Origin of the sequence: Echinicola strongylocentroti (genome assembly GCF_003260975.1) — a bacterium.
GTDB lineage: Bacteria > Bacteroidota > Bacteroidia > Cytophagales > Cyclobacteriaceae > Echinicola > Echinicola strongylocentroti.
The window spans coordinates 1,392,979-1,419,176 of the sequence record NZ_CP030041.1 but is presented as its reverse complement, the minus strand read 5'-3'; the positions used below and the strand labels follow the sequence as shown (position 1 = coordinate 1,419,176).

General features: G+C 44.0%; 17 protein-coding genes. 8 read left to right on the top strand and 9 right to left on the bottom strand.

Translation table 11 applies throughout. The features are described from left to right. The 6 genes from DN752_RS05410 to DN752_RS05385 all read left to right on the top strand — a co-directional run bounded on the left by DN752_RS05410 (window position 1) and on the right by DN752_RS05385 (window position 10,981). Entirely contained in the window at window positions 1-1,131 is a 1,131-nt protein-coding gene (locus DN752_RS05410) for a glycoside hydrolase family protein (protein ID WP_211324155.1), read from the top strand. A gap of 25 nt (window positions 1,132-1,156) precedes the next feature. Next, window positions 1,157-2,926, top strand: a complete 1,770-nt coding sequence (locus DN752_RS05405; protein WP_211324153.1) for a glycoside hydrolase family 2 protein — start codon at window positions 1,157-1,159, stop codon at window positions 2,924-2,926. 59 nt (window positions 2,927-2,985) lie between these two features. Continuing rightward, window positions 2,986-5,307, top strand: coding sequence for a family 43 glycosylhydrolase (locus DN752_RS24730; protein WP_211324151.1), 2,322 nt, complete (start codon window positions 2,986-2,988; stop codon window positions 5,305-5,307). Beyond that, a complete protein-coding gene (locus DN752_RS05395) occupies window positions 5,304-6,584 on the top strand; it encodes a glycoside hydrolase family 117 protein (protein ID WP_112783004.1) in 1,281 nt (426 codons plus the stop codon). Before DN752_RS24730 ends, DN752_RS05395 begins: the two co-directional genes overlap by 4 nt. 243 nt (window positions 6,585-6,827) lie before the next feature. Continuing rightward, the gene (locus DN752_RS05390; RefSeq protein ID WP_112783003.1) at window positions 6,828-9,992 is read left to right on the top strand and encodes a glycoside hydrolase family 2 TIM barrel-domain containing protein; all 3,165 of its coding nucleotides are present in this window, start codon (window positions 6,828-6,830) and stop codon (window positions 9,990-9,992) included. Window positions 9,993-10,186: 194 nt separating this feature from the next. Then, entirely contained in the window at window positions 10,187-10,981 is a 795-nt protein-coding gene (locus DN752_RS05385; RefSeq protein WP_211324149.1) for a glycoside hydrolase family 16 protein, read from the top strand. A gap of 404 nt (window positions 10,982-11,385) precedes the next feature. On the opposite strand, the gene DN752_RS05380 is transcribed toward DN752_RS05385, so the two are convergent. Genes DN752_RS05380 through DN752_RS05340 form a run of 9 tightly spaced genes read right to left on the bottom strand, consistent with a single transcriptional unit; the run spans window position 11,386 to window position 22,098 of the window. Continuing rightward, window positions 11,386-13,203: an arylsulfatase gene (locus tag DN752_RS05380; RefSeq protein ID WP_112783001.1), complete on the bottom strand. Its 1,818-nt coding sequence runs from the start codon at window positions 13,201-13,203 to the stop codon at window positions 11,386-11,388. A gap of 11 nt (window positions 13,204-13,214) precedes the next feature. After that, complete coding sequence (locus tag DN752_RS05375) at window positions 13,215-14,762, bottom strand: alpha-L-fucosidase (RefSeq protein ID WP_112783000.1); 1,548 nt, start codon at window positions 14,760-14,762, stop codon at window positions 13,215-13,217. 33 nt (window positions 14,763-14,795) lie between these two features. Next, complete coding sequence (locus DN752_RS05370; RefSeq protein ID WP_162633125.1) at window positions 14,796-16,319, bottom strand: alpha-L-fucosidase; 1,524 nt, start codon at window positions 16,317-16,319, stop codon at window positions 14,796-14,798. 5 nt (window positions 16,320-16,324) lie between these two features. Then, on the bottom strand, window positions 16,325-17,017 hold the full coding sequence (locus tag DN752_RS05365) for an L-rhamnose mutarotase (RefSeq protein ID WP_112782998.1): 693 nt from the start codon (window positions 17,015-17,017) through the stop codon (window positions 16,325-16,327). A gap of 2 nt (window positions 17,018-17,019) precedes the next feature. Further along, the gene (gene fucP, locus DN752_RS05360; protein ID WP_112782997.1) at window positions 17,020-18,282 is read right to left on the bottom strand and encodes an L-fucose:H+ symporter permease; all 1,263 of its coding nucleotides are present in this window, start codon (window positions 18,280-18,282) and stop codon (window positions 17,020-17,022) included. Between the two features lie 16 nt (window positions 18,283-18,298). Beyond that, on the bottom strand, window positions 18,299-19,321 hold the full coding sequence (locus DN752_RS05355) for a zinc-binding alcohol dehydrogenase family protein (RefSeq protein WP_112782996.1): 1,023 nt from the start codon (window positions 19,319-19,321) through the stop codon (window positions 18,299-18,301). After that, a complete protein-coding gene (locus DN752_RS05350) occupies window positions 19,318-20,253 on the bottom strand; it encodes an aldo/keto reductase (RefSeq protein WP_112782995.1) in 936 nt (311 codons plus the stop codon). The genes DN752_RS05355 and DN752_RS05350 overlap by 4 nt, the downstream gene beginning before the upstream one ends. Before the next feature lie 4 nt (window positions 20,254-20,257). Further along, window positions 20,258-21,019 carry an SDR family NAD(P)-dependent oxidoreductase gene (locus DN752_RS05345; protein ID WP_211324146.1) on the bottom strand — a complete coding sequence of 254 codons (762 nt, stop codon included), beginning with the start codon at window positions 21,017-21,019 and terminating at the stop codon, window positions 20,258-20,260. Beyond that, window positions 21,016-22,098, bottom strand: coding sequence for a mandelate racemase/muconate lactonizing enzyme family protein (locus DN752_RS05340; RefSeq protein WP_112782993.1), 1,083 nt, complete (start codon window positions 22,096-22,098; stop codon window positions 21,016-21,018). The genes DN752_RS05345 and DN752_RS05340 overlap by 4 nt, the downstream gene beginning before the upstream one ends. A gap of 168 nt (window positions 22,099-22,266) precedes the next feature. On the opposite strand from DN752_RS05340, the gene DN752_RS05335 reads away from it, so the two are divergent. Both DN752_RS05335 and DN752_RS05330 read left to right on the top strand, forming a co-directional pair. After that, entirely contained in the window at window positions 22,267-23,136 is an 870-nt protein-coding gene (locus DN752_RS05335; protein WP_112782992.1) for an AraC family transcriptional regulator, read from the top strand. 130 nt (window positions 23,137-23,266) lie between these two features. Then, window positions 23,267-26,053 (top strand): VPS10 domain-containing protein, encoded by a 2,787-nt coding sequence (locus tag DN752_RS05330; RefSeq protein ID WP_112782991.1) that lies wholly within the window; start codon window positions 23,267-23,269, stop codon window positions 26,051-26,053. The last annotated feature ends 145 nt before the right edge of the window (window positions 26,054-26,198 follow it).

Genomic DNA, 26,198 nt, shown 5'->3' with positions numbered 1-26,198 from the left:
ATGGATAGTAAAATAACAATTATACCAATCAAGGTGCTAATGGGAGCGATCATCCTGCTGGCTTATGGATGTGGGCAGTCGGATGGTAAGCTCAAGCAAAAAGCACCTGATTTCGAAATAAAGCTTGGCAAAATAGCGGCGCATTCTTCATTTTCCAGTGATACAGCAAGCATCTGGGGTGGCTCACTGGTGAAAGGTGAGGATGGTTTATACCATATGATGTATTCGTTTTGGCCCAAAAATATTGGCTGGGAATGGGTCAACTATTCCCAGATCGGCCATGCGGTTTCCGAATCCCCATTTGGCCCTTTTGAACATAGGGAGGTAGCCCTTCCTGATCGAGGGGAGAATTACTGGGATGGATCATGTACCCATAATCCCACTGTATATAAGATAGGTGAAAAGTACTACCTGTACTATATGGGCAATAAGGGCGATAAAGAAATAGTAAGTACTCCTGGAAAACCGAAGATCAACTGGGTACACCGCAATAACCAACGAATAGGAGTGGCCGTGGCCGATAGTCCAAACGGTCCATGGAAGCGACTTGACCAGCCTGTGTTGGACATCGCTTCGGACAGCACTGCCCATGATGCACTGATGACTTCCAATCCTTCCGTGTGTCAAATGGAGGACGGCAGGATTTTGATGGTTTACAAAACTGTAGGGAAAAAAGAACCACTTCCGGGAGGTGGACCAGTGGTACATATGGTCGCCATTGCCGATTCGCCTACAGGGCCTTTTAAGAAATATCCCGATCCTGTGTTTACTTTCGAAGGAGAACGCTTTCCCGCTGAGGACCCGTACATCTGGTTTCAAGATGGGAAATACCGAGCTATTGTCAAGCGCATAAAGTTCAAAGGCAGTGAACGGCTTTTTTCATTGGTTCATTACGATTCGGAGGATGGTATTAAGTGGGAAAAAGGGAAGTATTTTGAAGTATCTGACCGTACGGTCACTTGGGAAGATGGCTCGACTACCAAGCTGGACCATTTGGAGCGCCCTCAGTTGTTTATGGAAAAAGGAGAACCGGTAGCGTTGCTATGCGCCGCTGATACCATTGATGCGAATAATGTCCGCCATTCCTTCAATGTCCAGCTTCCATTGTCCATTGTCAAGCATGCTCCGTGAGTGGACTAAAGAAACATTCAGCATCATGAACAGACAGGCTATCGTCACGCTAAAACCGATCAAAAAAATGAAACAATTGTGTTTGTTATTCCTAGTTTTGTCCTTTGTTTCTTGTGGGAAAAAGGAGTTGCCCTTTGGGCAATACCAAGAGGTCATTTCATTAAATGGGACTTGGCATTTTTTGGCTTCCAATGAGATAGGAAAAGACCAATTGCTAACTGCTGATTATTCTTCATGGGACACATTAAATGTACCGGGTAACTGGGATACCAGGGACCGTTACGCTGATTTTGTAGGGAAAGGCTATTATAGCAAGGAGTTTAACATCCCTGAAGACTGGACAGACAAACATGTCAGGGTACATTTCGGTGCTGTTTACCAAACAGCCAAAGTATGGCTAAATGGACAATTCTTAGGTGAGCATGTGGGAGGTTATACCCCTTTTGGGTTCAATGTGACGGATGTTATAGACCGTGATGGTAACAATTCATTGGTCGTGATGGCAGATAACTCCTATAACCGCGGAGCTTGGTGGCCATGGGGAGGCATAAGCCGAGAGGTAAGCCTAGAGGCGCATGAACCGATAAGGCTTGTGAGCCAACATATTTCTGCCATACCGGATTTTGAGCGTGATGAAGTGCAATTTGCCATTAGGTATAAACTGGAAAATAACAGTTCCAAAACCGTCACAGCTGATATAAGGACCACGATTGATCAGCAGCAGGATACAGTTTATGCGACCAAAGATGTGGCGCCTGGGGAGGAGGTCTTTTCGGAAATAAAATTCAATAGGAGCTTGGCCGATTACCAATTGTGGGGTATTGATGCGCCGAACCTTTATTCCTTGACCAGTCAAGTGACCGTGGATGGCAAAACAGTAGACCTGGATACAGATAAGTTTGGGATTAGGAAGTTTGAAGTCAGGGAAGAACAGTTTTTCCTTAACAATAAACCGGTACGCCTGAATGGCGTAAACCGTGTGCACGATCACCCTGCTTATGGCAATACCGAACCGGATCCCTTGGTGCGTAAAGACATGATGGATATCAAGTATAACCTTGGGGGAGATTTTGCCCGCCTGATGCATGCGCCCTATTCAGAAGACCTGCTTGACCTCTGCGATAGTATTGGATTTCTTCTGGTAGGGGAAATCCCTGTGTGGGGCGATGATGATCCTCAGGCTTTCCCTGATAACCCACTGACCAAACATTGGCTCAAAGAAATGGTGGAACGGGATTATAACCACCCTAGTATAGTTGCCTGGAGCGTAGGCAACGAGCTCCGTGATCCTAAAGGAGAATGGTCCGAAAAATCCATGACCACTGCCCAATATAAGTATGTCAATTCCATGCTCGATTATGTAGAAAAACTTGACGCTTCTAGACTGAAGACTTATGTGACGATTACTTCCTACCGCCAAGGTGAGGTGGGAACAGAACCTTATGAAAAAGTGGATTTTATCTCCATGAATTCCTACGGCGAGGCGGTGAAGCTTGCACAGAAGACCCATGAGAAATTTCCGGGTAAGCCCATCTTCATTTCAGAAATCGGTAAAAGCCAAATAGGGCCTGCCCCTGCTGCGGAATTAAGTGAAGAGCTAGTCACCGAACTAAAAGGCTTAAAGGACCTGCCGTATGTCACGGGTTTTTCCATTTGGAGTTATAATGACTACCGCAGCAAATACAAAGGAACCCCTGCCTCTGGCTTTAGGGAGTGGGGCGTGGTCAATGAACGTAGAGAAAGGAAAAAAGCCTATGGACAACTTAAGGAGGTTTTCTCATTTTGGGAGAAATAGGTTTTGTTTCAGATAATATAGTCAAAAACAATGTTGAAGATTGTTGAAAAATGAAAATAATGAGAGAGGTATTCGTGCTGGCAGCGCTATTTTTATCTACCAGTACCATGGCACAAGATGGTTTGGATTTCACCAAGCTGTTACCTGAAAAATGGAGCAAGTCAAATATTATCAGTGAGGAGAATTATAATGTTTGGGGAACCAATATCGTCAAGGGCAAGGATGGTAAGTATCATGCCATCTATTCCCGTTGGCCGAAAAGTAGAGGGCACCATGGCTGGGTGACACACTCTGAGATTGCTCATGCTGTTTCCGATAAACTGACAGGTCCTTATGAGTTTAGAAATGTCGTGCTGCCTGCTCGGGGAAAGCAATATTGGGATGGCGATTGCACGCATAATCCCCATGTGATGGAACATGAAGGGAAGTATTACCTTTATTATATGGGGAACAAGGGCAGCGGTTATTGGGATGATACTTCACCAGATCGTATGCCATCCATCTCTGAGGATGAGGAATGGTGGGTCAACAGAAACAATCAGCGTATTGGCCTTGCGATAGCAGATGACCTGAATGGAGAATGGAAACGTTTTGATCAGCCACTGATAAATGTGGTAGAGGGAAGGAGAATGGTCTCCACACCAGTAGTTTCCAAACGACTTGATGGACAATTTTTAATGACCTATAAATATGTTAAGGATGATGGTAGTGAGAGAGGGGGAAAGGTAGTACACGTTACAGCTGTCAGCAGGGAACCAGAAGGTCCATTTGTCGATACCGACATTCCATTTATCACCCACCCTACAGCCTCTTTTGCAATTGATGACCACTTGGAGTGGGTCTATAACGGGAATTATTATTGTTTGGCAAAAGATTCAAGAGGTGTATGGTCGGACCATCCTGAGGGAAGTACGATGTTGTTTGAATCCGATGATATGGGATTGGACTGGCAACCTGCCCAGAATTTTTTGGCAATAAAAGCGGGTAAGATAAACTGGATGGACGGAACCGTCACGCATACCAAACGTACAGCAGATATGCCTAAGTTTTATATGGAAGGGGGGATACCTAAGGCAATGATAGTTGCTGTATTGCCAGAAGAAAGTGAGGATTCGTATTCGGTGGTTCTTCCTTTGAAGGCCCCATTACCAGAGACTAAAGCATTCCCTTATCAGGTGACGGAGTATTCAGATGATTACGAGTTAAGTGCAGCAATCGATCGGAGTTTTAACCAGTACTCTTCCCATGTAAATGCGGAAAATGAGTTATACAGCCAATTTCGGTATACCAAATTAACAGGTTTCGATTATAATGATGGCGATGCTACCGTTACCAGGAGGGATCCTTCCAAGATTTTGTTTGAAAACGGGAAGTATTATGTGTGGTATACGAAGCGTGATACACCAATTCCTCCAGTAGGAAGATTTTCAAATGATTATAAAATAATGGAAACCTCGGCAGACGGTTTGGTTTGGAATGATACCATACCCACTACCGATTGGGATTTGGGGGAAATTTGGTATGCAACCAGTGAGGATGGTTTTCACTGGGAAGAGCAAGGGGTGGCAGTTGCTCGTCCAACGTATCCCACTCCGGGTTGGAGGGCAGTGGCCACCCCGGATATTTTGAAGTTCAAGGGGAAATATTATTTGTATTACCAAGCATTTACGGAACCCAGTGGGGTTAGGGGAGACTATTGTCCTGTTGGAGTGGCCTATGCTGACAGTATAGATGGGCCATGGACTCATGTAGATGATGTGGTCATTCCTACAGGTAAAAAGGGAGAATGGGACCAATTTGCTATTCAGGCACCTACGCCATTGATACATGATGGAAAAATCTATGTGTATTACAAAGCAGCATTTAACCGACCACATACCGTATGGAGTGGCATAGGCTTGGCCATTGCGGAAGATCCACTTGGGCCGTTTCAAAAGCATGAATTAAATCCCGTTCAAAACTCAGGCCACGAGATTTGCTTTTTCCCATGGAAAGAAGGAGTGGCATCATTGACCATAAGAGATGGTAGTGAGCATTTTACCATTCAGTACGCTAAAGATTGGGTCAATTTTGAAGTAATGTCCATAACCGAGTTTATGCCTACGGGACCAAATGCCTATATACCCGATGCTTTTGCTGACAACAAAAATGGAAGAGGGATTACTTGGGGAATCGGTCACTTTATAAATTTTAGGGGCAAAAATAATGACAGGTGGCATTCAGAACTGTATCGGTTTGATTGTGATTTAAGTTTGGATGTACATGATCCCGAAATGAAAGACCATAATTATCGATTGTCTCCGGAAATTTATTTTCAGTTTGGGCTGACAGATAAACAAAGAAAACGCATTGAAGAATCCAATAAACGACAGAATAAATGATCAAAAATATGCTAATAGCGGGTGTGATGACCTTGGTCGCTTGTCAATCTCCTGATAAAAATACTGCAAGTCAAAATAGGGAACAAAGTCCATTTCCTTATACCATCACTGAAGATACTAAAGACCGGCAGTTAAGTGCGGCCATGGAGCGGAGTTTTCATGATTATAGCGCTATCCATCCACGAAACAATGAATTATACTCCCAGTTCAAATATACTGAGCTTAAGGGGTTTGATTATAACGGCCATGATGGAACGATCTCTCGACGGGATCCATCCAAGGTGATCTTTGAGAATGGCCAATATTATGTGTGGTACACCAAGAGGGACACTCCAGTTATTCCTGTGGGCGCAAGCAATGCCGATCAAAGCAATGATACTATTCCTTCGACTGATTGGGACCTGGCTGAAATATGGTATGCAACCAGTAAGGATGGGTTTCACTGGGAAGAGCAGGGAGTAGCTGTGCCGCGACCTCCTAAGCCCGAGGTGGGCTGGCGGTCGGTATCGACTACAGATATTCTTAAATGGAAGGGGAAATATTATCTCTACTATCAAGGTTTTATGGAGGCCAGTGGAAAACGGGGGGATTATTGTCCCGTGACCGTTTCCTACGCGGATTCGCCAGATGGTCCATGGACGGCTTCGGGCAAAGTGGTGATCGAAAATGGCCCGGAAGGATCTTGGGATCAATATGCCATCCACGATCCATACCCTTTGGTGCATGATGGTAAAATTTACATTTATTATAAATCCGCATTTAACAGACCGAATCCGGTTTGGGTTGGCGGGGGATTGGTCACTGGGACAGATCCGCTTGGCCCCTTTGAAAAACATCCTCTAAATCCATTGACAAGCTCTGGACATGAGGTGACGATGTTTCCCTTCAAAGAAGGCCTAGGCGCCATTGTGGCAAAGGACGGCACCGAGCACTTTACCATCCAATACGCTGAAGATTGGGTCAATTTTGAAATTGCTTCAATTGGCGAATTGGTGCCTGTAGCGGCTGGGCCATTTGTGCCGGGTGCTTATACCAATACGGACTATGGTCGCGGAATCACTTGGGGCCTTTCACATTTTGTAAATGCCGGAACCTATGGCGTGAACCCCCATTCCATCCTTACGCGGTTTGATTGTGACCTGAGCTTGGATGTGGACGATCCGCAGATGAAGGAAACGGGTATCCGTCATGACTTGGACGTTTATTACCGTCAGGGATTGTCCAAGGATCAAAGAAAGCGGATTGAAGAACAAAATTTGAAACTACAAAAGGAATAGGCCTGTGGAAGCCCATCCACCAGTCAATTACTTAAACCCGGAATATGCATTAGCCTATCTGTTGCGACCTTAAACTGCTTCAAAATCAGCCGTTTCACTTTAGTTTTCGGCATAACCGTAGCGGTGCTACGCTAATGCCTCCAAACTAACTGATTTTCTTGCACTTTCAGCCCTTCCGGACATCAGTAGGAACAGGCTGTCACGGTTTCTTAATGCATAAGCCGGACTAAACCACTACTAATCATGAAAAAACTATTTCTATATCTACCCATTGTATTCTTTTTTACCTGCCTTATCCCTAAGGAGGTGAGGAGTCAAGAAATCTCACTAAATGGCAAATGGAAGTTTTACACGATTTATGGCGAGGGTTCCAATTACCTCAATATAGAAGAACGCGAATCAGATATTGTCATTGATAATGCAGATGAGAATGTCGAAATGAAAGGGAGCTGGAAGGTCTCAAAAAAAGGTGAACGGAATTCCGGGTTTTACCAAGAGGATTATGTGCAGCATTACTTTTCCCTGACTGACCTTAATAACGGCAATGTTCAGGACAGCTCGTATGTTAGGTTTTATCCTGAATTTAAAAAATCCGGTTACTACGAAGTGTTTACCATATTTCCTTTTTCATCCCACCTGACTGCCCAATACAACATACAGCATGCTGATGGCATCACGACCAAATACCAAAGTCAGCGTGTCGTTTGTGGTGAGTGGGTGAGTCTAGGGATATATGATTTCAATCAGGCTGATGACAATTATGTGGAACTTACGGCTATTGTGAGCGGTGCTGTGGCGGCAGATGCTGTGATGTTTAGGGAAATTTCTGAGGAAGAGTTCTTAAGAGCCAAGTCAGAGCCTGATCGCGTCCATTTGAAAGATTTTGATGATTCTGAGTGGGATGACCTCACCGTTCCGGGACACTGGGGCATGATCAATGACTTTTCTAACTATACCGGGATTGGCTGGTACCGCAAGCATATCGACTTGCCCGATGGCTGGCAAAAGGCAAATAGTAAGCGTTATTACCTGAAATTTGGAGGTGTGTATCACCTGTCAAAGGTGTATCTCAATGGTCAGTATATCGGAATGAACCGTGGAGGGTTTACGCCTTTTGAGTTTGACGTGACCGATGCGCTGAATTTTGAGGGTAAAAATGTTATCGCTGTACAAGCTGACAACAGTGCCATTGTAGGTGCTACATGGAATTGGGGTGGAATCATCCGGGACGTGACCCTCACGCAAGCCAATACTGTACGAATCGACCATCAGTACATGCATGCGGATCCAGATTTACAGTCTGGTACTGCTGAGCTTACTCTCAAGGTAAAAGTAGAGAATAATTCCAACCAAGAGCGATCCATTCCTGTGAAATCATCAGTTAGGAGTGGGGCTGATGAATTAGCTACTTTGAGCGGAGAGCTTTTACTTGCTCCTCACAGCACGGATCAAATAACGCTCACGGCTTCCTTAGATGCCAGTGAGGTAGAGCTATGGCACTTTGATAATCCCAAGCTGTATCAGGTTCAAACGGTGATTTCTGAAAGTGGCCAAGTGCTGAGTACACAAGTCGATCAGTTTGGTATCCGTAAGGTTCAGCTGACTGATTCACAGCTTTTGCTTAATGGGGAGGCCGTTCGTCTGGCGGGATTTAATCGGGTAAGTGAGAGCCGCTATTGGGGATCTTCTGAGCCTCTGGAAGTATTGGAGAGAGACGTGGATCTAATGAAAGAGTCCGGAGCCAACTTTATGCGCATCATGCATGGCACACAAAACGAAAAACTCATTGAGCTCTGTGATCAAAAGGGTATCCTGCTTTTTGAAGAGATCAATGTACGTGACCTGGACAATGATGAATTCCGTGCCAACTACTATCCGGTAGCCAAACTAGAAGAGGAACAAGGTATAAACCTAAATTGGGCAGAAGAAGAAATCCTGATGTTGGACGAGCCTTATGTGATGTTGAGAGAAGCACATGGGGTGGAGGTGAACGAGAAAAACTACCTGCTTGCTAAATACTGGCTCAAAGGAATGATCGAGCGCGATATCAACCACCCCAGCATTATCGGATGGAGTGTGGGCAATGAGCTCAATAATCACTATGAATATGGCCGGGAGATGATCGAATATGTAAAAAAAGAGTTGGATCCGTACCGATTGGTGACCTGCGTGAGCAATTCTGGCCAAAAAGAAGAGTATACCCCTCAAACAGATCCCAATACCTTTGTGGACATGATCATGCACAATATGTACCGGTGGCAGGGAGAGCCTCAGGAGATATTGGATGCGCTGAGAACCAAATGGCCAGACAAACCAATCTTTATATCAGAATTTGGATTTGATCCTTTTCCTTCCACTGCGCTGGACGGTGATAAAGAGGTGTTTTCCGAATGGATGGATCATTTTAGGTTTAAAAATGAGTTTGTGATTGGTACCTCCATGTGGACCTTTAATGACTACCGAAGTGCTTATGCGGGTACCACAGCGGAAGAAAACAGAGTGTGGGGAGTCATCACCACCTGGAGGGAAAAAAGGCGGCTTTTTGATCGCATACAGCGAGAGCACTCACCAGTGAAAGGTATAGAGGTATCTGATGTAGACTTTACCAACGGTAAGGCTAATGTCAGCATGTCTATTCGCGATGCCAAAGACTACCCAAGTTACACCATGCGGGACTACCGATTGGAGTATGCATTTAGAGATGCTACTGGTAAAGTTGTTTTTGAAAATGCCTTACAGCTTCCCGACCTTGCGCCGCAGGATAAGGAATGGTCTGAAGAGCTTACATGGACTGGTTTGCCTTCAGCTGTTCTTGACCTCACGCTCCGCTTAAAGGCGCCAACAGGATATACACGTTTAGAAAAAACCATTTCGTTTAAGCGTGCCATTGCACCGAAGATTCGTGAGGTGATAGCGGGCAAAAATGCAGCTAGGGTATTGTTCGATCAGGTGCCAAACGCTACAGAATACTATGTGACTTACACTGATGGTGCTAAGGTAATGCAATCAGAGAAGACGGTTGCTGATTTTGTAGATATCGGAGATCTTGGTACTGAGAAAACTTATGAACTAGCCCTTGTGGCGATCAATGATCAGGGAGAAAGCAAGCCTTCGAAGACTGTAAAAGTAACCATGACGGAAAAGGTATTGCCACCGATAGTTTGGGATGCATTTATTACTGATGGTCAGCTGGTGATAGGGTATTCAAGTGATTTTACCGATGGTGAGTACACAGTGAGGTATGGCAAGGATCCTGAGAATCTGGATAAGACTTTCAGATCTAATGTCCGCGGGATGATGTCTATTGAGCTGGATAAGCCAGGGACACAATACTTACAAGTTTCAAGGAATACGCCTATGGGCGAAAGCAATTGGTCGGAGCTTGTAAGAGCAGATTTGAATCTATGAATAAGTTGCAAAGCATTTTAGGTTATATTTTATACCCCATTAGATATAGTGTTGGGGTTCTCAAACTCTTATTTTATACAGGTTTGATCTGTTGCTTCTGTGCAAATTTGAAGGCACAAGACGTTATGCGATCGCGCCCAGCATGTTGGGTAAAGTGCTATAAGAATAATTAATTGCTTAAATAGATGATGAATATGAAAAATAATAGACCCAAAAATGGTCCGCTGATCTTGGTTTTAAGTTCTATGCTCTTCTTGATCACTGTGAGTGTATCCGCACAGGTGCCGCGTGTTGTGAAGAAAAAATTCAAACTGGTATGGGAAGATGATTTTGAATATCCTGATGCACGGCTAGATGAAAATTGGGAAGCCCAAAATGGTCCAAGTGGACATATACTCTGTAGTAGGTGGCGTGAAAATGCCGAAGTTAAGGACGGTGTATTGTATCTTAAAAACAAGAAAGAGAACAAGGCAGGACAGGAATGGACTTCAGCAAGTATCTGGACCAAAAGGAAGTTTAAATACGGCTATTTTGAATGTCGCTATAAATATGCGGCAGCAGAAGCGACAAACAACTCGTTTTGGTTGATGACAAAGGGAGCTTCTCCAACTGAAGGTAAGCGGTTTGAGCTAGATATAAATGAAGGTCATTATCCTAATATGGTGAATACGAATATACATAATCACACCGATTTGGTGCTGACGGAAAGTGGTAAGAAAATAAGCACGCGAAACCCAGAAGCATTCACTTTTGAAAATATCGATTTCTCGAGTGAATATCACACATTCGGATTGTTATGGGATGAAAAGGAACTGGTATTCTATTTGGATGGAAAAGAAATTCGGAGGGTAGTCAATGAATTTAGTTTTAGTGAAGCACCCATCTTTTTAAGCCTGGCAATCATCAAGTGGCATGGAACAGTGACGGACGCCATAGACGGTACCAGCATGAAAATCGATTGGGTGAGGTATTATCAGCAAAATAAATAGTAACCTCAATTCGATTAGAAAACCGTTTCCGTACAGTGGTCGGAACATGCACTGCGAGGCTTAGGGGAGATTTGAGGGAGTGGAAGCCGTGGCAGCTCGCCGCGGCGAGTTGCCATACCCTTTTCCAACCCACATCCACCTAAAAAGGGTTCGCGTATGACGCTTTTAATGCTAAAAATAAGTCGAGCTCAGGTTAGTAGTTGATCGGGCAATTGATCTGTAAAGAAATGGTTAGGAATGCTTTGTTAACTGAAAAGATAAAAGGAAATTTGATTATACGCTTTCTTGACAGTAGTTGTTATTTCTCGCGGAAGGCACAGAAAACCCAGAATGAAACAGCGCTTTTCTGAGATTCCCGTGGTTTCTGTGAGGAGCTAAGAGCCCATAAATCCTCAGTCAGGGTTTTATAAATAGGGTGTAATGTATAGGTAATAAGCTCCAGCCAGGACTTGATTTTCATTATCCAGCATAATGGCTTTTACGGTGGCTCTACCTTTTATTAGTTCGACATCAAATGTCAGACTAGTGTCCTTTGAATCGACGGCCTTCGCCTCAGTGTATCCACCCACTTCAAGTTGAATGGTTTTTACAGGTAAAGGCTTCATTTGGTCTCCGTAAATAAGTTTGTCAATTCCCCCATTCTTATCCCATGCATCAATGGTTTTATGGAATCTTGGAATGCCGGAAATGGGCGCATTGGCCTCTTTTGGCCATCTCCTAACCTCAAACCTGTAGATTCCTTTCCTTGAAACATTGATTTCCCAAGTGCCTATATTTGATGGCCCGGAAGCAACCTGAGCATGGGTCCAAGGCGTTTTTGACAAGTGCCAGTCCGAGGATGTTAAATAGGTTTCAGGATCTGCTTCATGGCCTACAATATAGACTGGTTTGTCCCTATCGCCTGGACTTACGTTTTTCCAATAATTCACATGGTCATCCTGGATTGTTTTAACAATTTCAGGGTGGTCAGCAATGGTATTGTTAGTTTGTGCTGGATCTTTTGATATATCATAGAGTTCTTGGTTATTGACCAATCTCCATTTGCCGTTCATTCCTACTGTGTTTACCCATTTTTTCGATGTAATTGTCCGCTGGGTTTCTACAAAAACCGTTCGATCGGAAAGAGGCTTTTCAGGGATAAACAGCTGCTCCTTAAAACTGCGGCCATCGAATGAAGGTTGTTTTTCCAAGTCTATTTGACAAAGATCCAACAGGGTAGGGAATAGGTCTATGTGCGCAGTAAGGTCTTTTACATCCGAGCCATGCCTTATTTGTCCATTGGGCCAATGAAGAAAAAATGGAACCCTATGGCCTCCCTCATATACTTGCCCCTTGTGTCCTCGCATTCCAGCATTGAACAATGGGACGCCTGCTGTTCCTCCATTGTCACTCATGAATATGAGAATGGTGTCGTCCGCTTGTCCGGTTTCTTCTAGCATTTCTCTTAGGCGACCGATATTGGCATCTATTCTTTCTATTCCACTATAAAAGTAAGAAACGTGGGTTGAGACGTCCGGGGAGGAGTTATCAGCTAATAACGTGTCAGGCAGGGTATGGGGGGCATGAGGTAGGTAAGTGGGCAAGTACACGAAGAAAGGGGCATCCGTATTCTTCTTTTTTTTGATAAAATCAATTGCGGCATTGTAAAAGACATCCGGGGCAAAACCGTCTATTTGTACTCGTTCGCCATTATGCCAATAATGATCGTTTACGCGATCATTGTCAAACCAGTCATCAGTAGTGCCCGTACCACCGTCTCCCTGGCCGATCCATTCATCAAATCCTCTGTCCATTGGACGATAGGGGTAGTTGGATCCCAAATGCCATTTTCCAAATAGGGCAGTTTGATATCCTGAGGATTTAAAAACATCAGCCATGGTCATTTCTTTTGCGCGCAGGTGGTTGCCCCCTGCGATGGTATGCCATACACCTGCACCATGTGAGTATTTACCAGTCATCAGTGCGGCACGGGTAGGGGCACAGGTCGGATCAACGTGAAAATCCGTAAACCGAACGGACTCATTATATAATTTATCCAATTGGGGTGTTTGAATGTATTCATTGCCATGACAACTAAGGTCTCCATATCCTTGGTCATCTGTGAGGATGATAATAACATTGGGACGTTTAGGATCCGGTAATTTAGAGGAGCATGAGCCAATTGTCAAGGATAGAAGTATAGCTAACAAGCTTTTGTAGGTGTCGTAGCATAAACTCTCCATATCATATTTGTTTAATGCGCTGATAAGTTATTGGTCTGCGGTTTTGCTTTAATGATTTTAAAAACCAATGCATGTTTCAAATCAGTATCTTTAGGTAACTTGATGGATGTCCCGCCTGCTGATTGCTCAAACTCAATGTTACCATCATAGCCCAATAGTTGGATGGAAGAGATGTCAATTTTAGAATTTGTTAGGTATTTTATCTGCACATCTTCTGTAGGAGGTACAAGTACGGTGGCGTAAAGTGCGTCTTCATTGGTAGTAAAGCGGATATCCTCTTGGGTAAAGCCTTTGTTTTTGTTTTCTGATAGGTGGCCGGTCGCAGTTCTGGTCGGCCCTTCTCCATAAACTTCCCAGTAGGTAGAACCATAAACCGCTTCTCCATTTATTTCCAGCCATTGACCAATTTCCAAAAGTGTTTTTTTCTGATCTTCTGGGATGATACCGTCTTTTCTAGGCCCGATATTAAGTAAAAGGCATCCGTTCTTACTTACAATATCCATAAGGTCTGCTATTAGGCTTCCCGCGTCTTTTGGTATCCAATTCTTTGAGTAATACCACGAGTTTTTGCCTATGGATGTATCAGTCTGCCAATAGTCCCTTCGCAAGGAGTCCATTTTGCTGCGTTCAAGGTCCAGCATATGGGTGCCTTCGGGATAAGATTTATAGTGCAGGTTCTTGGTTTGTAAAACCACTGATTTATTTCTTTCAATGCCGGAGTTATAATAATAGGTCGCCAGCTTTTTATGGTATGGGGCAAATTCGGCCCGGTCGAGGTAAAAGTCAAACCAAAGAATATCCGGTTGATAGTTGTCAATGATTTCCTTTGTTCTGGGCCACCATACATCGGCCAGCCATTCGGTACTTACCGAATCCCCCATAGTATGGGGAGGACCATATAGGTCTGCGTATCGTGGGTTTCCCGTGTCAAAATAGGGTTGTTGATTATAGTAGTTGTAGTTGAACGCTAGGTGTGAGCTTACTCCACAGATGAGTCCTTGTTTCTTGATCTCATCCGTTAGCTCTTTTAAAACATCTCTTTTGGGCCCCATATCCACGGCATTGTAAGGAGTAATGGTAGATTCATAGAGTGCAAAACCATCATGATGCTCTGCTACCGGTATGACATATTGCGCTCCTGATTGCTTGAAAAGATTTACCCACGTTTTAGGATCAAAGTTTTCCATGGTCCAAAGGGGGATCATGTCTTTAAAGCCAAAATCCTTTTGGTCACCGAACTTCTCCCTGTGATAGGCCACGGCCGGGTGGGCGTTGTTGTTGACCACTTTATTGGTTTGAGGGTTCACAATACCAGAATCCAAGTACATCCATCTTGGATACCAATCAGTATAACGTTCTGCTACTGAATTGGGACCCCAGTGAATAAAGATGCCAAACTTAGCGTCCTTCATCCATTGTGGAATTTCGTAATTTTTAAGGCTTTCCCAATTTTCCTCGTACATTTCCATTTGAGTGCCTTCTTTGGATAGGTTGTTTTGATTTTTAGACTGACAGGCTAGGGTCAAGGACAGTATTAAGAGCGGAATTATTTTTTTCATTTAATGTCAATTTTAGGTTATGTAGTGGGGAGTTCAGGGCTTTCGGTGAATCTTGAAAACGCAGGCAAAATTACCATGATAATCATCTGGCATTTGTAGCGTTAGGTCATAGGGGTTGTGTTCATATTGAATGGCAGCATCACTACCAAGGAGCTCTATTGATAGGATATCACCTGGATATAATCTTGCATTGCTGCCCAGTGAATGAATAACAACTTCCCCTTTGGGAATACCCAAGCAGATAGCGTATAATAGGTTGTCCTTTTGGGTAAACCTGAAATCCAGTTCATTGTAACTGGCATTGTCTTTCTTTTCTGAATAATGTCCAGTTTGTGGTAAAATAGAAGGACCTTCACCATAAATACTCCATGGCATGGTACCATAAATGGCCTCTCCATTTAGCTTTAGCCAATCTCCAACCTGATATAATTCATCTTTTATGAATTGCGCAAAAGTACCGTCGGGTTTAGGAGGGACATTCAATAATAGTATTCTGTTTTTTGACGTTACATCCACTAACATGTCTATAAGTAAATCAGCCTTTTTTATGTCCATGTTTGGCTTGTACCACCAACTTACCGGATGACATATATCGATGTCTGTCATCCACGTATCATATGCCAGTTTGTCTATCAGCCCGTTTTCAAAATTTCTCATGCCAATTCCGGGAGAAATATCATGTTCTTTGTAGACGAACGCTACTTCTTTGTTGTGCTTAAGAGCATTGTTAAAGAAATGGCTTAGATAAAGCCTTTGTCTCCTTTCGTCAAAACCATTAAAATATAGACTGTCCGAAATGGCTTTTCCGTTTTTGAATTTCCCGACATTATGGGACCATACTGTACCCCCAAAGGAAACATCCGTCCAGGAAATATCCGGACTATATTTATTGACGGCTTCTTTCATTTTTTTCAGCCATAAATTCCTATATGATGCTGAATACTTTGACTGTTTTTCTACATGGTCTTTCCATGGGGTGAACCTAGTGATAGCTTGGTCATGGGCTGGGCCATATAGTTCTTGGAATTCAGGCATTTCTCTTCCAGGGTTCTCATTGTCAAGAAGAGCATTATACCAATAACCAGGATGAAACGACATCAAAAATTTCATGTTCCTTTTTGTGATTTCTTTTTTTAACAAACCAGTTACGTCCTGTTTGGGTCCGATATCAACTACATCAAGTTTGGTTATATCGCTGTCCCAGTGCACCATCCCACTGCCATGCCATGCTACTGGTCCGGCAAATTTGGCCCCCGACCTTTCAAATAATTCTGCCCATTTTTTGGCATCAAAATTTTCAAATGTGAATTCATCAATAAGTTCATGCTTGTATTTGTTTCCATTCCCTTCTTTGAATTGCATACTTTCCAAAGAAAAATGAGTGTAAATGCCAAACTTTGCATCCTTAAGCCATTGTGGTGTTTGATGACGTTGGAGGGAAGTCCAGGTTGGAGTATATAGGGGGAAGTCTTCGTTTTCTGTTTCTTTTTTTGCTGCGTTTTGTGTACAACTTAGCGACAAAAAAAGTAAGATGATGATACTTGTGTTTTTGATCATAACGTTTAAATTTTGACCATACTTTGCCATTTTTCTTGAATAGAGCTCCCCGGACTGGTTTGTTGGAATTTTGCCACGTATTCCTGCCATTCATTTTCACGAGGCATTTTTTGCCAAGTGGGGCTGACCTTTTCAAGGTCAAAACCTGGCACAGTATCCATAATCAGGAACGCACGATTTTCATGTAAGTAAATTTCCATGTCCTTCACACCGATGGTTTTTAAGTTATTGGTGATTTCCGGCCAGGCCATACCCATGGCATGCACCCTTTTATATTCATCAATCAGGGTTGGCTCCAAGAGCAAGGTCCATACAAACCTTTTGTGCTTTCCTATGCTATTTTTTAATTGGCCTTCTTCTGGAGAATAAACGTCTTGCTGTTCCAGTTCGAATATCCGTTCAAGAGGCTTACTCAACTGTGCAGAGGAGGTGCCATTTGCGGTCAATTTTTCTTGAAGTAATTGAAACGCTTTTATACGGTTCAGGGCTTTTAGGAGGGCTTTATCGTCCAAAGTCGCTGAGGTGTCCAAAAGGATAAAATAATCCATCCCTTTTCTGTAGATTTTCAGGTCGCGTATTTCCTTCGTTTCGGGTTTCTCCAAAAGACGTTGCCAATCAGCACTTTCAAAAAGTGCCTTGATATTGCGGGGGGCGGTCTGGATAAAATAGGTAAATCTCCTGAACTGTTTGGTGTTCATAATTAAGCTTCTTTGATTTTCACTTTATAACCTTCCACGGCAAAAAACAATAGGTAAACATAGCAGATCAATGGAACAATAAATGCATACTTGATCCCTGCTGTGTCAGATATGTAGCCCATAACGGGCGGAACGATAGCTCCTCCCACAATTCCCAATAGGAACACTGATGAACCTGTCTTGGTATACTCCTTCAGGTCCTGCATACTTAGGCTGAAGATGATAGGGTAAATGATGGAGGTAAATAGTCCGACAGCGGATAAGCAGGCCAGTGAAAAATAGCCATTGGTAAAAATGGCTGCAGTAACCATGATAAATGCACTGATTGAGGAAAAGACCAATACCTGTTGGGGTTTGTATCGTTTTAGAATATACACCCCTAAGAGTCTGCCAATAAGCACTAAGGCCATATATGCAGTGATAAACTGCGCTGATTTTTGCTCTGTAAGCTCTGGTATCCTAAACCACTTGGCGTACCGGATGATGAAGCTCACGATTCCTATTTCAGCACCTATATAAAAGAATTCAGCACCTATGCCATATAGCGTATGCCGGAACCTTAAAATGTCTATAAGTGGTTTTTTGTCACCCCCTTGCTCATCTTTGATTTTTGGCAGTTTTATAAAAACTACCGTGATGGCCGTTAAAGCCAATATGCCTCCAAGTACCAGGTACGGTGGCTTCACCAGATCGGCCTCAGAAGACAAAAAGGCTTCCAGCTCAACAGGGGTAAAAGCCTCGATGGTGGCCTGTGGTACATCCACTTCGTGCAGGAGCAGCAATGCCGCCAGTGAAGGTGCGATGGTGGCCCCAAGTGAGCCAATGGCTGCTGCCATGCTCAATCGACTTGAAGCCCCTTCTGGGTCACCTAGCTTAGTGATATAAGGCGAAGCGGTCACCTCCAACATGGCAAAACCAGCCGCCATGACAAACAGTGCCACCAGAAAGAGCGGATAGATCCTTGTCTCTGCCGCCGGAAAGAATAGAAAAGCACCAAGTGCCGAAATGAACAGCCCTGTGATGATGCCCATGCGATAGCCCTTTTTTTGAATGTACCAGCCAGCAGGTAAAGCCATGAGGAAGTATGCCCCGAAAAAGGCCGATTGTACCAAGGAAGACTGAAAGTCAGTAAGCTGACATGCCCGCTTGAGGTGAGGAATCAATACATCATTGATATTTCTGCTCAAGTTCCAGAAGAACATCAGCGTCATCACGATGATGAGTGGCACCAGAAACCGACTATTATTTGCTTTTTTGGGGGACATGGCTGTGTGTTATTTTTTAGTGTTCTATTATGGCTTTTATCAGGTTCGACCCATGTGCATAGAGTTTTTCAAAATCACTAGGTACCTGATCAAACTTGAGCCGGTGCGTGATATAAGTAGACGGGTCGATATTACCTTCTTCTACCAGCTGGATGATTTTCGAAAAATCATGACTCATGGCTGCACGGCTGGCCATGAGGGTGATTTCCTTTTTGTGGAATGTGGGATCGTCAAATACAATATCGCCAATAAAAAGGCCGATGAAGACGATAGTTCCTCCAGCAGCTGCATAATCAAAGGTCTTCATCATGGAATTGGAACTGCCAGTGGCATCCAGAATGACCGTTGGCAAGTCACCATCCAATATTTCCAGTAATTTGGATTTTATATCACTGTCAGCTGTAAGGGTTTCTTTCACACCGGTAATTTCCTTGCATATTTTAAGTTTGTTCTGATCAATATCCATAACAAGGACCCGGGCGCCTGTAAGCTGAGCAAACTGTGCGGTGCCAAGTCCGATTGGTCCCGCACCAATTACCAAAACGATATCTTCTTCTTTAATTCTTGCCCTATCTACCGCATGGCAACCTATGGCCAATGGTTCTATTAAAGCTAGCTGGTCTTCAGAGAGCTTTGATGAAGTGTGCAAAAATTTAGCTGGATAGGTAAAGTATTCACACATGCCACCGTCTACGTGTACACCCAATACTTTAAGGTGTTCACCACAGTTGGTTTTGCCTCGGCGAACGGCCTGACCGATGATGTCATTATAGTAGGGCTCTACCGAGCAGTGGTCGCCGACCTTGACATTGTCCACTGCTTCACCGACCGCTACGACTTCCACCGCAAGCTCATGTCCTAGAATCCTTGGGTATTGGAAAAATGGTTGGGTACCTTTGAATGCATGTAAATCTGTACCGCAGACACCAATTTTTTTTACTTTCAATAACGCATTTCCAGGAGCCAACTGTTCTGCAGCGGGTTTTGGGACGTCAAGCATTTCCCATTTTCCTGGTTCGTTCAGTCTGATGGTTTTCATTTTAAGATCGTATTTGTGATTTGGTCAAAAACAACTTTTGGGAGCTTACCCTGCTTCCAATCTTCGATGGTGGTAGTTATTTGTCCAAGGTTTCTGGCTCCTACCACTACACGGTCCGCCTCCTCAATGGAAAATAAATAGCGTTGTGCTAGAGAGGACAGGGGCATGTTCTGCTCATCAGCGATTTTTTTGACAGCCTTGGCATTGTCTAAATCTGCTTGGATGATCCAGTTTCCATCTGCACCATCTTTTAGACATTGCTCATATCGGTTGCCCAATAGACCAAAATGAAGGGCAGAAGCTGCATAGTAGGCAATGTGTTCTTTTTTAAGTAGTTGAATATCTCCTTCAAATGTGGACAGGTTACAAGCGTCCATTTTCAAAAAACCCGAGACCACATCAAAGTTGTCTTTGGTGATATAAGGCAGAAATGCAACGGTGGGATTTCCTCCCACACCAATTCTTTTGACTAGTCCTTCTTCTTTGAAGCGCTTTAGAGTGTCAAGAGTAGAGTCAATATTTTCTAAGGGTACCAGTTGTGGCTCATGGAGGAATAACAAGTCAACGTGATCCAGTCCAAGGGCGGTCAAACTGTTTTCCAGACTTTTGGTCATCCCCTCACTAGAAAAGTCCAACTTGAAATCAAAGGCGTCTTCTCCTCTTAGTCGACCTACTTTTGTGCTTACGAATGGCCGGGATCCTTTCCACTGAGCAAGTGCTCGACCAAGGATTTCTTGGGCATTTCCATAGGATGGGGCTGTATCGAAGACGGAAACACCATGTTCCAGTGCATATAGTACCGCATCAATAGATTCGGACTCCTGCACGGAGCCCCAAACGCCTCCTAGGCCTGATGTTCCGTAGACTAGCCGGCTCTGTCCATCAAAAGCCTTGCTGGTCAAATAATCGTCAATGTAAGTGGGGCTGTTCATGATGTTAGAAATTTACTGTGGCACCTCCATCCACTGGGAGCACTACACCGGTAATATACCTTGCTGCCTCAGATGATAAGAAAACCGCTGCATGGCCTATGTCCTCAGGTTGCCCGAAATGATCCATGGCTATTCGGTTCGTGATTTGCGCTTTTCTTTCAGGGTCATTGTTAATTGCATTTATAAACATTTTGGATTCGATCCAGCCAGGAGCGATTGCATTGACACGTACATTACTGGTCGAGTACTCTGTAACCAAAGCATTGACAAGGCCTGTCAGTGCTGTCTTGGAGGAGCCATAAGCCACTACTCTGTCAATACCGAAAAGCCCGGCCATTGAACCAATCATAATGATCGAGCCGCTCTTTCGTTCCAGCATGTATTTGGCACACTCTCGGGTCAAACTGAAGACGCTCAACAAGTTGGTTTGAATGACTCGCTCAAAATCCTCGTCAGAAGTATCCTGAGCCATCGCCTTGTGGTGGATTCCTGCATTGTTGACCAGAATATTAATGGCACCTACATTTTGCTCTATTTCTGCTACTAGAGATGGGATGGCCTCTTTATCGGTGATGTCATTGACCACATACACGGTGTTGTTTCCGAGTTGTTCTACGGCCTGTTGTAAAACATACTCTCTACGTCCTGTAATCACCACTTGTGCACCCGCTTTCACGAAAGCCTGGGCAATACCCAACCCTATTCCTGTTCCACCGCCTGTCACAAGGGCCAATTTCCCTTCTAATGAAAAAACATTTTTGCTCATTTGATTTCTGTTAATCGGTCATCAATAAAACTAAAACCCCAACCAGGCAAATCATGCGGTTTGGCATACCCATCCTGAATGACCATGGGATTGTCAATCAGCGGGTCAATCCAGTCGAACGATTCTGCCCCGACCCCATTGGGTATGGTGCATAATAGGGGCACGTCATAGTCTTTGTAGTAATGAGGTAGCACGGGAAGGTGAAAACTATGGGCCAAAGCGGCACTCTCCCTCCATGCTTCAACTCCACCAATCCTGAGGATGTCCGGCTGCCAGATATCCAGCGCATTTCGGGTAACCAACTCCCTCAATGGGAGTGTGTCAAATTCTCTTTCTCCCATGGCCAGTGAGATGCCAGTCTGGTTTTTAAGTATTTGATAGGCTTGGAAGTCTTGGTGGTGCACTGGCTCTTCAAACCAGTGGATGTTTAGGTCACGAGCATTCTGGGCCAATTTAATAGCAGATGGTAGATCCATTCCTTGGTTGGCATCCATCATAATGTCTACTTTGTCACCTACTGCTTCCCGTATTTCTCGCAAGCGATTCAGGTCTGTGGAAACCTTTGGCGAACCGACTTTTATCTTTACCGCTTTGAATCCCCTGTCAGCATAATCCGTTACTTCTTGTATGAGTTCATCTATACTGTAGGAGAGCCAACCGCCACTCCCATAGATGTTTACGTTTTTTTTGGTTACTCCTAGTAGCTTTTGGACAGGTTGACCTTGTACTTTTCCCCAAGCATCCCACATAGCGATGTTGATGGCTGATTGTACCCAACGAAGTAGGCCTTGGTTGCCAAAATATTCAAAGAGATTTTCCAACTTCTGATAAACCATTCCTGTTTCAAAAGCCTTGAAGCCCTTGATCAAGGGAACTATATCCTTCAGCGCTCCTATAATCGCATTTGGAGAATACTGGAAGGATAATAGGTATGATTCCCCAATAACTCCATTTTCCAGCTGAATTCTCAAGACAATAAAGGAGATTTCGGTTAGCGAATGCGTAGAGTCCGCTATGGGCTTTTTGAGTTCGGAAGAGGCTTTGAAAAATTTCACTTCCCTAATGGCTAGGTCATTCATTCGATTTGTATTATGGTTAGATTGTTATATGCAAAATTGAATTTTCCTGAACGAAGATCAGTATAGCATTTTGTTTATGTAGTGTACTATATTGATATTTTTACCATTTGTCATTTCAGTTTTAGTTAATAATTGTCATTTTTGGATAGAATCAATCAATCGTTTCTTATGAAACCTCATTTAAAGCAAGTGACCACCTCTTCTGAATGCTCATTTAAAGTGAAGGTTTTTGAAGAGCCCCAGTTCAAGGCAGAATGGCATTTTCATCCACAGTATGAACTTACCTATATGGTTCAATCAACTGGAATTAGGTATGTGGGTGATTCGATGTACCCCTTTTACCGGGGGGACTTAGTGCTCGTCGGAAAGAATGTCCCGCATTCTTGGAAAACTGTAGGAGGTAATGGAAAGTGTGTAAAATGCATTATTATCCAATGGGATGAATCCTTGCTGAAGTATTGGTTGGATTTGCCAGAATTTTCGAATATCCGTAAATTACTGATGAATTCTTCCTATGGAATTGCATTTGATCACCAAACATCAATAGCGATGGAAGCGGAGTTTATTGATCTAGTAAATAAGCGTCCTTTTGACAGATTGCTGTCCTTTCTACGGATTCTAAATACCCTTGCCAATGATTCCAGTACCTCCCTGCTTGCTGGACCGGGTTTTGGTAAGGCGCTCTCCAATAAAGAGAGTCAACGTGTCAATCAGATAAATAGCTATATCAAGGACAATATTTTAGAAGAAATACGTCTTAATGAGATAGCAGATAGACTTGCGCTCTCCAAAGAAGCGTTTTGTCGGTTTTTTAAAAAGACTTTTGACAAAACTTTTACCCATTACGTGAATGAGTACAAGATCACTCTTGCTAGTCAAATGCTTATCGAAACAGAGTTGTCCGTCTCTGAGGTTGGCTATCGATCCGGGTTTAATAATTTGTCATTTTTTCATCGCCAATTTAACTTATATAAGCAAATGTCTCCCCAAAATTACCGTAAGCAGTTCCGAAACATTCCGACAGCTAATGAAAAATAGCTGCTCCATATCTCCTGCTTCAGGCTAAGGAGTGCTACGGGTTCCAAAAAACATGTATGCTACAAATTTGGATATAAGGATCAGCCATCGGAGTTAATCCATACTAGATTTAGGTTCAAATAACCATGTTATGAGGATTCTATTCGTAGTAGTTTTTTTTCATGTTACCTTGCTTCAGGCTCAGGTCTATCAGGATAATATCCATAAGCTGAAAACTGAACGTGTCGTTTCCGGAGATGAAATCACCTGGCGGCAATTTGGGCCGGGGAATGCTGGATTTGCCAACCTGCTCAGGTACCATCCCACTATCCCCGGAACGGTGGCGTTGTGCCCGGATATGTGGAATGCTTACCAGTCTGAAAATAACGGCAAGCGGTGGTATGGAATCACCGATGAAGATGGAGATGGTACCTTTTACCACTTGCGGGATTTGTATTATTCGTATTCAGACCCCAAAATGGGACTGGCGATTTCATCTTCTGAATTATGGATCACCAAGGACACAGGAAGAAATTGGGAAGTAGTGAAAAATTGTCCGTGGTATAAGGTAGGCCAGGATGGGGAAGATATAGACAGGTGGAAGAAGAAAGTGGCTTCTTTGGCCATTGATCCCACCGATAGCCACAAATGGTTTGTAGGGGGAGGGACGAATGTGCGTGGTCAGGAGTGGCTGTCTTGTTATAAAGACCTCAAAGCTTCAGCGCCTCATGGCATTCCTTCTGATTACCAGGGAATGGTTTGGCGGACCACGGACGCAGGAAGTAGCTGGGAAATGGTGAATAAAGGACTCCATCCAAAAGCCCAAGTAGGAAGGATTATTGTCAACCCACTAGATCCGCAAGTGGTTTTTGCGGCTTCCAACTATGGCCTCTATCGCTCTGAAAACGGTGGAGATAGCTGGACCCAAATTGGCGAAAGTCAATTGGACAACAATATCATCATGGACATGGACTTTTATTTTGACCAATCTACTGGGCGATTTGTGCTCTATGTCCTTGACCAAGTGCAGTACCATCCATCTGGACAATCCACAAGCTGCTCTGGAGGGGTTTTTTACTCTGATGATGCGGGTGATACTTGGGAAGAAATAAATGGAAATTTAGGCCTGGACATTAACCGACTTTCGGGGGGCGTGCCCAAAAACTATTACCAGTATCTTTCCAAGTGGTTTGATCTTCCTATCGATGAAGTAACCAAGCAATATCCCGAGCTTCCGAAAAGTGCCCTGCAACGATTCAATATGGTCAGTGCGGATCCGAGTCGTGATGGTGCGGTGTATGTAGGTTTTGCAGATCCACAGATAGGAAACTCGATTATGCCAGGTCGCTTGTGGGCCACTACCGATTTCGGAAAAAACTGGACAAGTACAGCGCGACTTTATCGGGAGACTTGGGCCAAGGACAGTGTTTATTGGGCCTCAAGGGAGCAGCCGATCAGTCAAAATATGGTGGTCGGCCATTTTTCACCACACATGCGGCACGGGGATGATTATGCGTTGAGGTCCATGCGGGCACTGGATGTGGGACCGGATGGTAGCGTAATGATCATATCCGACCACAGCACCATGCTGAGCACTGACCATGGTAAAAGTTGGCAACAGATGGACGAAACCGAAACACCTAAGGGTGGCTTGGTAGGTCATGGCAATTCCAACCTCCCCGGTCTGACGATAGCACAGGATCGTAGGACGGCAGTTCCTTTATTTGGTTCGGGAGAACACCGGCTGTGGATACCCACTGGCGAAAGGGTGGATGGGGTCATGGCGGTAAAATATGTCCCCAGTACACAAGAAACGGTGAGTAATATAGTTTATGATCCCTACGATCCCCAAACCCTTTACGCTACTTCCAATCGCCAAGCGCATAAAGAGTGTGTTTTTCGCAGTACGGATGGTGGGGATACTTGGGAAAACTACGGCATAGCTACTCCGGCGACCAAACGCTGGAAGGATGATTTTTACACGAATGGCCTTACCATAGATCCTATAGACAACCAGTTTATGTATGTAGGAATCACCCGGATTGTGGATCGGGAAAAAGCTGACCAAGGAGGTTTTTTCTATTCAGAAGATTTTGGCAAAACCTTCCAGCAAAGGAACAATGGATTGCCCGTTCCTGCGCGGATCAACGACGTACAATTTGATCCTAGGGACGAAAGCAGGAAATCACTTTTTATTGCTGCTCAGAAAAATGACAAGGCCTATTTTTCCCCTATTGCTGAAGGAGGACTTTACCATTCCTCTGACCGTGGGAAAAACTGGTCTGAGGTAAAATTGCCTGCTGAAGTGGAAGGGGTGCAGTTTATCAAGTTTGACCTTACGGGTAGAATGTACATTACCACTGGCCACCATACGGGAGGGCAGGGGTTATGGTATTCAGATGACTATGGACTTACTTGGCAACAAATGTTTCCGATCGGAGGAGTGGAATGTATCGATATTTCGCCATTCGACCCTAAATTACTGGTGGTTTCGGTGGGGTATGAGGCCAAAAACCCCGGGATATATATTAGCTGGGACAGGGGAAAGTCATGGCATAAGAATAATAGGGGAATTACTGCTCCCCATCGGATAGAAGATGTGAAGTTTGACCTTACTGATGCTAGCAAAATCTGGCTGGCGACTTTAGGCAGTGGTTTTTACGAAGGAAGTATCAACGTCCCAAACGCCACTCAAAAAATAAAAGCTGTCCCAAGGACGATTTCTGGAAAAGCGGGGACCGACCACTCCGTGGAAGTAGAAGTATTAGAGGCCGGTTGGAGAAGTAAGGAACGTGCCTTTTATTCCGAAAATGAAGCCATAGCCTCTGTGGGTACTGACGGTACTGTTACCCTTCACAGCAGGGGCCAGACAAAAATCTGGCTTACTACCGGAGGCCTGACCGGCGCTACGGATTATGTGGTAGTTACGGTGGAGTGAGGAAGTAATACTGGTACATGCATTATGCCAATTCCAAATTCCCCAAATAAAACATAAGTGGTACAGCCCAAAACATGGAGACAAGTTTTAGTTCCATGGAGTAAATACCTTTATGAAGACCAACTTGCTTGTGGTTTAACCAACT

Coding starts and splice junctions, on each gene's coding strand:
- DN752_RS05340 (WP_112782993.1), bottom strand. CDS start 22,098: ATGAATGACCTAGCCATTAGGGAAGTGAAATTTTTCAAAGCCTCTTCC.
- DN752_RS05390 (WP_112783003.1), top strand. CDS start 6,828: ATGAAAAAACTATTTCTATATCTACCCATTGTATTCTTTTTTACCTGC.
- DN752_RS05395 (WP_112783004.1), top strand. CDS start 5,304: ATGATCAAAAATATGCTAATAGCGGGTGTGATGACCTTGGTCGCTTGT.
- DN752_RS05350 (WP_112782995.1), bottom strand. CDS start 20,253: ATGAACAGCCCCACTTACATTGACGATTATTTGACCAGCAAGGCTTTT.
- DN752_RS05365 (WP_112782998.1), bottom strand. CDS start 17,017: ATGAACACCAAACAGTTCAGGAGATTTACCTATTTTATCCAGACCGCC.
- DN752_RS05355 (WP_112782996.1), bottom strand. CDS start 19,321: ATGAAAACCATCAGACTGAACGAACCAGGAAAATGGGAAATGCTTGAC.
- DN752_RS24730 (WP_211324151.1), top strand. CDS start 2,986: ATGAGAGAGGTATTCGTGCTGGCAGCGCTATTTTTATCTACCAGTACC.
- DN752_RS05330 (WP_112782991.1), top strand. CDS start 23,267: ATGAGGATTCTATTCGTAGTAGTTTTTTTTCATGTTACCTTGCTTCAG.
- DN752_RS05410 (WP_211324155.1), top strand. CDS start 1: ATGGATAGTAAAATAACAATTATACCAATCAAGGTGCTAATGGGAGCG.
- fucP (WP_112782997.1), bottom strand. CDS start 18,282: ATGTCCCCCAAAAAAGCAAATAATAGTCGGTTTCTGGTGCCACTCATC.
- DN752_RS05345 (WP_211324146.1), bottom strand. CDS start 21,019: ATGAGCAAAAATGTTTTTTCATTAGAAGGGAAATTGGCCCTTGTGACA.
- DN752_RS05335 (WP_112782992.1), top strand. CDS start 22,267: ATGAAACCTCATTTAAAGCAAGTGACCACCTCTTCTGAATGCTCATTT.
- DN752_RS05385 (WP_211324149.1), top strand. CDS start 10,187: ATGAAAAATAATAGACCCAAAAATGGTCCGCTGATCTTGGTTTTAAGT.
- DN752_RS05375 (WP_112783000.1), bottom strand. CDS start 14,762: ATGAAAAAAATAATTCCGCTCTTAATACTGTCCTTGACCCTAGCCTGT.
- DN752_RS05380 (WP_112783001.1), bottom strand. CDS start 13,203: ATGGAGAGTTTATGCTACGACACCTACAAAAGCTTGTTAGCTATACTT.
- DN752_RS05405 (WP_211324153.1), top strand. CDS start 1,157: ATGAACAGACAGGCTATCGTCACGCTAAAACCGATCAAAAAAATGAAA.
- DN752_RS05370 (WP_162633125.1), bottom strand. CDS start 16,319: ATGATCAAAAACACAAGTATCATCATCTTACTTTTTTTGTCGCTAAGT.